The sequence below is a fragment of the Brotocaccenecus cirricatena genome, from assembly GCF_020687045.1.
In the GTDB taxonomy this organism is placed as follows: domain Bacteria; phylum Bacillota; class Clostridia; order Oscillospirales; family Oscillospiraceae; genus Vescimonas; species Vescimonas cirricatena.
Window position 1 is genome coordinate 1 of the sequence record NZ_JAJEPW010000089.1, and the last position, 8,491, is coordinate 8,491.

8 protein-coding genes are annotated in these 8,491 nt (G+C 60.9%); 7 read left to right on the top strand and 1 reads right to left on the bottom strand.

The annotated features are described in order from the left end of the window. The first annotated feature begins 166 nt into the window (after positions 1-166). The 6 genes from LKD37_RS16075 to LKD37_RS16100 all read left to right on the top strand — a co-directional run bounded on the left by LKD37_RS16075 (position 167) and on the right by LKD37_RS16100 (position 6,749). Positions 167-1,153 (top strand): ABC transporter permease, encoded by a 987-nt coding sequence (locus LKD37_RS16075; RefSeq protein ID WP_302930100.1) that lies wholly within the window; start codon positions 167-169, stop codon positions 1,151-1,153. A gap of 19 nt (positions 1,154-1,172) precedes the next feature. Next, complete coding sequence (locus tag LKD37_RS16080; protein WP_302930101.1) at positions 1,173-2,897, top strand: ABC transporter permease; 1,725 nt, start codon at positions 1,173-1,175, stop codon at positions 2,895-2,897. A gap of 154 nt (positions 2,898-3,051) precedes the next feature. Beyond that, positions 3,052-4,071 carry an ABC transporter ATP-binding protein gene (locus tag LKD37_RS16085; protein WP_349048796.1) on the top strand — a complete coding sequence of 340 codons (1,020 nt, stop codon included), beginning with the start codon at positions 3,052-3,054 and terminating at the stop codon, positions 4,069-4,071. Further along, on the top strand, positions 4,064-5,083 hold the full coding sequence (locus tag LKD37_RS16090; RefSeq protein WP_302930103.1) for an ABC transporter ATP-binding protein: 1,020 nt from the start codon (positions 4,064-4,066) through the stop codon (positions 5,081-5,083). The genes LKD37_RS16085 and LKD37_RS16090 overlap by 8 nt, the downstream gene beginning before the upstream one ends. Then, positions 5,083-5,379 carry a hypothetical protein gene (locus LKD37_RS16095; protein WP_302930104.1) on the top strand — a complete coding sequence of 99 codons (297 nt, stop codon included), beginning with the start codon at positions 5,083-5,085 and terminating at the stop codon, positions 5,377-5,379. Before LKD37_RS16090 ends, LKD37_RS16095 begins: the two co-directional genes overlap by 1 nt. Before the next feature lie 89 nt (positions 5,380-5,468). Then, positions 5,469-6,749, top strand: a complete 1,281-nt coding sequence (locus tag LKD37_RS16100) for a M18 family aminopeptidase (protein ID WP_302930105.1) — start codon at positions 5,469-5,471, stop codon at positions 6,747-6,749. A 352-nt stretch (positions 6,750-7,101) separates the two neighbouring features. On the opposite strand, the gene LKD37_RS16105 is transcribed toward LKD37_RS16100, so the two are convergent. Next, a complete protein-coding gene (locus LKD37_RS16105; protein ID WP_302930106.1) occupies positions 7,102-7,467 on the bottom strand; it encodes a winged helix-turn-helix domain-containing protein in 366 nt (121 codons plus the stop codon). 97 nt (positions 7,468-7,564) lie between these two features. Between LKD37_RS16105 and yqeB the strand changes: the two genes are divergently transcribed. Then, positions 7,565-8,368: a selenium-dependent molybdenum cofactor biosynthesis protein YqeB gene (gene yqeB, locus LKD37_RS16110; protein WP_302930107.1), complete on the top strand. Its 804-nt coding sequence runs from the start codon at positions 7,565-7,567 to the stop codon at positions 8,366-8,368. Positions 8,369-8,491: the final 123 nt, after the last annotated feature.

Here is an 8,491-nt window from a genome sequence, read left to right on the forward strand (position 1 = left end):
CCCCGGCGGCCGGAGCCGCCGGGGGGTGCCCCGACTGCATATCAAGGAGCGACCCGGGCGGGGCCGGGGGTGTTGCTTGATGTGCAGTGGGTAGTCTATAGGGAGGGGCGGAGCAGACGTGTTCCGCCAATCTGCATCACTGTATCATCAGATCGGAGGGTTATCAGTGCGCAAATACATCATCAAAAGAATTCTAATCTCAATCGTCATCCTGTTCCTTGTCGCATTCGTCATCTACGCATTGATGCGCTGTCTCCCCACGTCCTACGTGGAGGCTATGGCGCGTCAGAAGTCCATGCAGCCCGGTTCCAAGTCCTTTGAGGAGTGGATGGAGCAGCTCACCCACATGTACAACCTGGATGTGGGCATTATCCCCGGCTTCTTCAAGTGGCTGGGCCAGATGCTGACCTTCAAATTCGGCGACAGCTGGCTGTGGACCAAACCCGTCACGGAAGTATTCAACAACTGTGTGTGGATCTCCTTCTTCATGGGCCTTATCGCCTTCGTGCTGCAGATCATCATCGCGATCCCCCTGGGCGTCATTGCCGCCACCAAGCAGTACAGCAAGACAGACTATGTCATTTCGGTGCTGGCTCTGGCCGGTATTTCGCTGCCCACCTTCTTCTTTGCTTCTCTGCTGAAGCTGGTTTTCTCCGTGAGGCTGGGCTGGTTCGACCTGTATGGTCTCACCGGCCGCAATCACGAGCAGCTCTCAGCCTTCGCGAAGCTCCTGGACATGGGACATCATCTGGTTCTGCCCATTGTCACCCTGGTGGTTATCAGTGTCGGTTCCCTCATGCGTTACACCCGCACCAACATGCTGGAGGTGCTCAACGCTGACTTCATCCGCACGGCCCGGGCCAAGGGTCTGTCCGAGCGCAAGGTCATCTATCACCATGCGTTCCGCAACACCCTGATCCCCCTGGTCACCATCATCGGTGGTTCTCTGCCCGGCCTGTTCTCCGGCGCGCTGATCACCGAGACGCTGTACTCCATCCCCGGCATCGGCTACATTTCCTACCAGTCCATGGTGGGCGGCGACATTCCGTTCTCCATGTTCTACCTGGTCTTTATGGCCGTGCTGACCCTGTTGGGTAACCTGATTTCTGATATTCTGTACGCCGTGGTCGATCCTCGCGTACGCATCGCTTAAGAAGGGAGGAGGAAATAAAATGGCAGATCGCAAAGATAAGATCAATGAGCAGCAGGCCGAGCAGGAGATCCGTGAGGAGATCCGCGAGGAAATGAAGCACGCCGACCAGGAGCCTGCTCAGGAGCAGTATTCTCTGAACGATGACCGTCGTGTTAAGGTCCTTTCTCCCGGTATGCTGGTGGCCAAGCGCTTCATCCGCAACCGCATGGCCGTCACCGGTCTGGTCATCCTGGTTTTCATGTTCGTGTTTTCCTTCATCGGCGGCCTGATCTCCCCCTATGGTCAGGACCAGTTCTTCTACACCGATAAGACCATCCGCCGTGACTTCGGCGCGGCCAAGGAAAACACCGAGTTCCAGTACGCCAGCAACAACGACGAGGTGTTCGGCCTCACCGCCCAGGCCAGAGCTATGCTGGCCATCCAGCAGGGGAAGACCACCTTCTCCAACAAGAGCGACAACTTCACCCTGACCAAGGTTTCCGACGACTTCTATTCCGTGGAATACAACGGTCAGGTGGTGGGCTACGCCGGCAAGGAGCTGGTGAACGCCTCCGCCAAGGACAGCACCCTGTCCTTCGACTTCAAGTATCAGGCCCTACTGGCCTCCGCCTCCGGCGCTAAGGAATTCACCGCCGACGGCGTAGCCTACACCCTGGCCGAGGATGGCAGCATCACCTCCCAGGACGGCGCCGATGTGGCCTATGTCAGCAACATCATCGTCAACGCCATTTCCCCCGACGTGTTCCTGACCCGCGACTTCAAGGAGAAGCTGTATGCCGCCATTGCCACCGCTGAAAACGGCAAGGCTGCCTTCAGCTATACCGACGAGTCCCTGATCGTCGCCGAGGAGCCTGAGGAGGAGCCCGACACCGAGGAGCCGTCCTCCGGCATCAACACCGAGGACCCCAACGCTCCCACCCAGGAGGATACTCCCACCAGCGCCACCGCTGAGTACGATCTGGAGTATGATCCCGCCACCATGAGCTGGAAGATCCTCCAGGAGAAGCCCAGCCGTCAGTACGATCAGTATTCCTTCCCCAGCAAGGACCACTGGCTGGGCACCGATATGTACGGTATGGATATGCTGACCCGCCTGATGTACGGCGGCCGCGTCTCCCTGCTGATCGGCTTCATCGTCATCATCATTGAAACCGTCATCGGCGTGATCTTCGGCGGTATCTCCGGCTACTTCGGCGGCTGGGTGGATAACTTGATCATGCGTATCGTCGATATCTTCTACTGCATCCCCTCCATGCCCATCATCATTATTCTGGGCGCGGCCATGGATGCATCCCGTGTGGACCCCACCATCCGAATGGTCTACTTAATGCTGATCCTGGGCTTCCTGGGCTGGGCTGGTATCGCCCGTCTGGTCCGCGGCCAGATCCTGTCCCTGCGTGAGCAGGAGTACATGACCGCCGCCGAGGCCTGCGGCCTCAGTGTGTCCCGCCGGATCTTCAAGCACCTGATCCCCAATGTCATTCCCCAGCTGATCGTCACCTGCACCATGGGCTTGGGCAGCGTCATCATCATGGAGGCTACCCTGTCCTTCCTGGGCCTGGGCGTCAAGTTCCCCTTCGCTTCCTGGGGCAATATCATCAGCGACGTCAATGACACCCACGTTCTGACCACCTATTGGTTCATCTGGATCCCCGCCGGCGTGCTGCTGCTGCTGACGGTTCTGGCATTCAACCTGGTTGGCGACGGTCTGCGGGATGCCTTTGACCCGAAGATGAAGCGCTGAGGAAGGAGGAGATCATATGGCTAAGAAAAACGAAAGCGGCTATCTGTCCGCCAAGGAGTCTCGCCGGATTTCCCGGGAGAACCGCAAGATCACGGACCAGTTTGAAAAGCTGCACAAGCGCAAGAACGTGCCTGAGGAGGAGTTCCTCACCCAGATGCACGACCAGAATAACTCCCTGGAGATCGAGAACCTGCATACCTACTTCTTCTCTGACGTGGGTACCGTCCGCGCCGTGGACGGCGTCTCCTTCGACGTGCCCATCGGCAAGACCGTGGGCGTGGTGGGCGAGTCCGGCTGCGGCAAGTCCGTTACCAGCCTGTCCATCATGCAGCTGCTCCAGCGGCCCCAGGGCCAGGTGGTGGAGGGCGAGATTCGCCTGAATCTCGGCAACGGCAAGGCCTACGACATCACCAAGACCCCCATTGAGCAGATGCAGAAGCTCCGCGGCAACTACATGTCCATGATTTTCCAGGAGCCCATGACCAGCCTGAACCCGGTGTTCCGCATCGGCGCCCAGCTGGACGAGGTTATTGCCCTGCACGACGGTGAGGGCAAGACCCCCGAGGACATCAAGGCCCGCTCCATCCATCTGCTGGAGATGGCCGGCATCGCCAACAGCGAGGGCGTCTATAAGATGTACCCCCACGAGCTGTCCGGCGGTATGCGTCAGCGTGTCATGATCGCCATGGCCCTGTCCTGCAATCCCCGCCTGATCATCGCCGACGAGCCCACCACGGCTCTGGACGTGACCATCCAGGCCCAGATTCTGGACCTGCTGCGCAACCTGAAGGATAAGATCAACTCCTCCATCATGCTGATCACCCACGACCTGGGTGTCATCGCCGAGATGGCCGACTATGTGGTGGTCATGTACGCTGGCCGCGTGGTGGAAAAGGGCACCGCCCAGGAGATCTTCGCCAATCCCGCTCACCCCTACACCATCGGCCTGATGGCCTCCAAGCCCATGGTCGGTAAGAAGGTGGATAAGCTGTATTCCATCCCCGGCAAGGTCCCCAACCCCATCAACATGCCCAACTACTGCTATTTCAAGGATCGCTGCGAAATGTGCGTGGAAGGCTGCCAGGGTGAGTATCCTCACATGATCCAGCTGTCCCCCACCCATATGGTCAGCTGCTACCGTTACTACGGAAAGGAGGACGCTCAGAATGGCTGATGTAAAGAAGACCGCTGAGGAGCAGGTCCAGTACGATCCTCAGTATATCCTCCAGGTCAAGGACCTGAAGAAATACTTCCCCATCAAGGGCGGTATGCTCAACAAGACCGTGGGTTACGTGAAGGCCGTGGACGGCGTCACTTTCAACCTCAAGCGCGGCACCACCATGGGTCTGGTGGGTGAGTCCGGCTGCGGCAAGACCACCACCGGCCGCACCATCCTCCGTCTGTCCGGCGAAAAGACCGGCGGCCAGGTGCTGTTCAACGGCCAGGAGGTCTATGACCTCAACGCCAAGGAGATGCGCGACATGCGCACCAAGATGCAGATCATCTTCCAGGACCCCTTCTCCTCTCTGCAGCCCCGTATGCCCGTGGGCGAGATCATCGGCGAGGCCGTCCGTGAGCACGGACTGGTCTCCAAGGAGGAGTTCGACGACTACATCGACAAGGTCATGGACGACTGCGGCCTGCAGTCCTTCCACAAGGACCGCTATCCCCACGAGTTCTCCGGCGGCCAGCGCCAGCGTATCTGCATCGCCCGCGCTCTGGCTCTGAAGCCCGAGTTCATCGTCTGCGACGAGCCTGTTTCCGCTCTGGACGTGTCCATCCAGGCCCAGATCATCAACCTGCTGAAGGAGCTCCAGGAGCAGTACAAGTTCACCTACCTGTTCATCTCCCACGACCTGTCCGTGGTGGAGCACATCTCCGACACCGTGGGCGTCATGTACCTGGGCAACCTGGTGGAATACGGCGCCACCGAGGATATCTTCAAGAATCCTCTGCACCCCTACACCAAGGCCCTGTTCTCCGCCATCCCCGTGCCGGACCCCACGGCCAAGATGAACCGCATTGTGCTGGAGGGTTCCATTCCTTCCCCCGCCAATCCCCCCGCAGGCTGCAAGTTCCACACCCGCTGCGCCCAGTGCATGGAGCAGTGCAAGACCGAGGTGCCTGAGCAGCGCGAGATCGAGCCCGGCCACTTCGTGGTCTGCCACCTGTACGACCAGAAGTAATGGCCAGGAAGGAAAAACACTGGGAGGACGACGACGGCCGCACCATAGCGGACATGTCCCAGGTGAAGCGCCCGTCGCTGTTCGGCAATCTGCCCGGCAGCGCTTACCAGCGGGAGGAGCAGCCGGAGGAGCGGGAGGAAGCCAAGAAATCTCCCCCCTGGGTTGACGATTCCCTGAGCAAGCAGGACCGGCATGCCTTCTTCTTTGGAACCATGAAGGCGTCGCTGCTGATCTGTGCGGCTTATCTGGTGGGATTCGGAGTGTTTATCCTGATTCTGACGCTTCTGTTCCGCTGACTGCGGAAAGATCAGACCCCAAAAGGGGCGTCCTCCGGCCGGAGGACGCCCCTTTTTATACGCATTATCGAAAAAATGGGAGGATTATCATGATTTCATCCATGCTGCAATACATTCAGAAAAGCCCCGACTGCTTCCACGCGGTGGAGAATCTCCGCCAGCGTCTGCTGTCCGAGGGTTACACCCAGCTGACGGCAGGGGAGTGGTCCCTGACCCCCGGCGGGAAGTATTTTGTCACCAAGAACGGATCCTCGCTGATGGCCTTTCGTGTGCCCCAGGACCGCCCCACGGGCTTCGTGCTGACCGCCAGCCACTCCGACTCTCCCTGCTTCCGTCTGCGGGATCACGCGGAGCTTGCCGGCGAGTTTGTCCGTCTGTCCGCCGAGCGCTACGGCGGCATGATCAACGACTGCTGGCTGGACCGCCCCCTGAGCGTGGCCGGCCGGGTGCTGGTCCGCCGGGAAAACGGTCTGGATATGCGCCTGGTGGATATGAAGAAGGACATGGCCCTGATCCCCCGGGTGGCCATCCACCTGAACCGGGACGGCAACAACGGCACCAAGTATAACCCCGCCCAGGACCTGGTGGCCCTGTACGCCGGCGGGGAGCAGAAGGGCAGCTTCGACCGGGAGATTGCCGCCGCCGCCGGGTGCCAGCCGGAGGACATCGTGGCCCGGGACCTGTTCCTGTACAACAACCAGCCCGGCACCGTCTGGGGCCCGGCAGGGGAGTTCCTGTCCGCCCCCCGGCTGGACGACCTGGCCTGTGTGTTCGCCTGCACCCAAGGCTTCCTGACCGCCCATGAGACCACCGCCATCCCGGTGCTGTGTGTGTTCGATAACGAGGAGATTGGCTCCGAGACCAAGCAGGGCGCGGCCTCCGCCTTCCTGCCGGAGACGCTGACGGCCATCACCTCCGCCCTGGGCCTCACCTCCGGGGACTATCGCCGCCTGGTGGCCAACAGCTTCCTGCTGTCCTGCGACAACGGCCATGCCCGCCACCCCAACCACCCGGAGCTGGCGGACGCCAACGAGGCCCCGGTGCTCAACGGCGGCGTGGTGGTGAAGCACTCCCCCCGCTATGCCACCGATGCCGTCTCCGCCGCCGCCTTCCAGGAGATCTGCCGCCGGGCTCAGGTGCCCACCCAGCACTACGCCAACCGTCCCGACCAGGCCGGCGGCGCCACCCTGGGGAACATCGCCAACACCAAGTTGCCGGTGAACACCGTGGATATCGGCATGGCCCAGCTGGCCATGCACTCCTGCTTCGAGACCATGGGCAGCCGGGACGTGGCCCACTTCGTCCGGGCGGTGACCGCCTGCTACGAGGCCGCTCTGACCTTCACCGACACCCAGGTGACTCTGGGCTGAGCCGCATTTTTCACCCCAAAAGAGGGCTGTCTCGTCACGAGACAGCCCTCAGCTTGTCAAAGAAAGCCTCGCAGAGTTTGCCGCCCGCAGGCGGCAAAGCAAGTTTGGTCCGTTTTTTGCGGCGGCGCCCCCCAAGGGGACTTCCGTTGGGCGTGTACGTCGAAAAAAACACTTCTCAGTCTGCAAGTGTGGAATTTGTTCGCTTTCAGCGAACAAATTATGCGCGCGGCAGACTGCAAGCCTTTTGCCAAAAAAGGGCTTTGCCCTTTTTTGACAGTCATAAAGAGGGCTGTCTCGTGACGAGACAGCCCTCTTTGTATGTATTTTGATGAGATAGCACAGGAGGAAGGAATCAAAGACCTCCGTTTTCCTCCTGCAAATAGCCGAACTCCTCCTGAAACAGGTCGTCGGCATAGGCCCGCAGCTTCCGGCAGTAGTCGTCATAGGCCGCCATCATCCGCACGGCCTCCGGCGTCAGCTCTGCGCCGCCGCCGCCCCGTCCGCCGGTGACGGAGTGCAGCAGAGGAAAGCCCAGGGCTTCCTGAGCCTTTTTGGTAATGGTCCACGCCTTGGAATAGGCCATGTTCATGGACATGGCCGCCGCCCGCAGCGAGTGCAGCTCCTGCACCTTCCGCAGCAGCTGGGCCATTCCCGGTCCGAAGCACTTCTCTCCACAGAACAGCCGGACCGTCAGGTTGTACGTCATTTTCTCATCCATGCCCCTATTGTACCAGCTTCCGGGGTCCCCGTCAACCTTGACGCAGCCGCAAAAACGTGTTATTCTTGGGAAAACGGCAAGAAATCGAGGAGCTTTTATGAAAATTCTCATTCGCGGCGCCGGGGACATCGCCACCGGCATCGCCCTGCGCCTGTACCGGGCCGGGATGCAGGTGGTCATGACCGACCTGCCCGCCCCCACGGCCATCCGCCGGACGGTGTGCTTTTCCCAGGCCATTATCCTGGGGGAGATGACGGTGGAGGACGTCACCGCCCGCCGGGCGGAGACCCCGGACCAGGCGGAGGCCCTGCTGGCCCAGGGGCTGATCCCGGTGCTGGCGGACCCGGACTGCACCTGCCGCACCCGCCTGCGGCCGGACGCCCTGGTGGACGCCATTCTGGCCAAGCGCAACCTGGGCACGAAAATGGACGATGCGCCCATTGTCGTGGGCATCGGCCCGGGCTTCACGGCGGGGGAGGACTGCCACGCCGTGGTGGAGACCATGCGGGGCCACACCCTGGGCCGGGTGATCTACCGGGGCAGCGCCCTGCCCAACACCAACATTCCCGGCCTCATCGGCGGATATGCCGGGGAGCGGGTGCTGCGGGCCCCGGCTGATGGGATTTTCTGCCAGAAGCTGGAAATCGGCGCGGTGGTCCGGGCCGGAGACGTCGCCGGAGAGGTGGCGGGCCAGCCCATGAGATGCACCATTGACGGCGTACTGCGGGGCATTCTGGCCGATGGAACGCCGGTTTTCCGGGGTATGAAGGCCGGAGACGTGGACCCCCGGTGCAAGCCGGCGTACTGCACCACCGCCTCGGACAAGGCCCTGGCGGTAGGCGGCGGCGTGCTGGAGGCGGTGCTGCACCTGCATCATCAGCACCCCAAAACAGGAAAATAATGGTTATTCTTCAAAAACTGAGCCGCACCCGAGGGTGCGGCTCAGTTTGTCAAAAAAGCCTCGCAGAGTTTGCCGCCCGCAGGCGGCAAATAAAATGGAATCATTTTTTGCCGGGGCGTGTAC

Coding starts and splice junctions, on each gene's coding strand:
- LKD37_RS16100 (WP_302930105.1), top strand. CDS start 5,469: ATGATTTCATCCATGCTGCAATACATTCAGAAAAGCCCCGACTGCTTC.
- LKD37_RS16105 (WP_302930106.1), bottom strand. CDS start 7,467: ATGGATGAGAAAATGACGTACAACCTGACGGTCCGGCTGTTCTGTGGA.
- LKD37_RS16090 (WP_302930103.1), top strand. CDS start 4,064: ATGGCTGATGTAAAGAAGACCGCTGAGGAGCAGGTCCAGTACGATCCT.
- LKD37_RS16080 (WP_302930101.1), top strand. CDS start 1,173: ATGGCAGATCGCAAAGATAAGATCAATGAGCAGCAGGCCGAGCAGGAG.
- LKD37_RS16095 (WP_302930104.1), top strand. CDS start 5,083: ATGGCCAGGAAGGAAAAACACTGGGAGGACGACGACGGCCGCACCATA.
- LKD37_RS16085 (WP_349048796.1), top strand. CDS start 3,052: ATGCACGACCAGAATAACTCCCTGGAGATCGAGAACCTGCATACCTAC.
- yqeB (WP_302930107.1), top strand. CDS start 7,565: ATGAAAATTCTCATTCGCGGCGCCGGGGACATCGCCACCGGCATCGCC.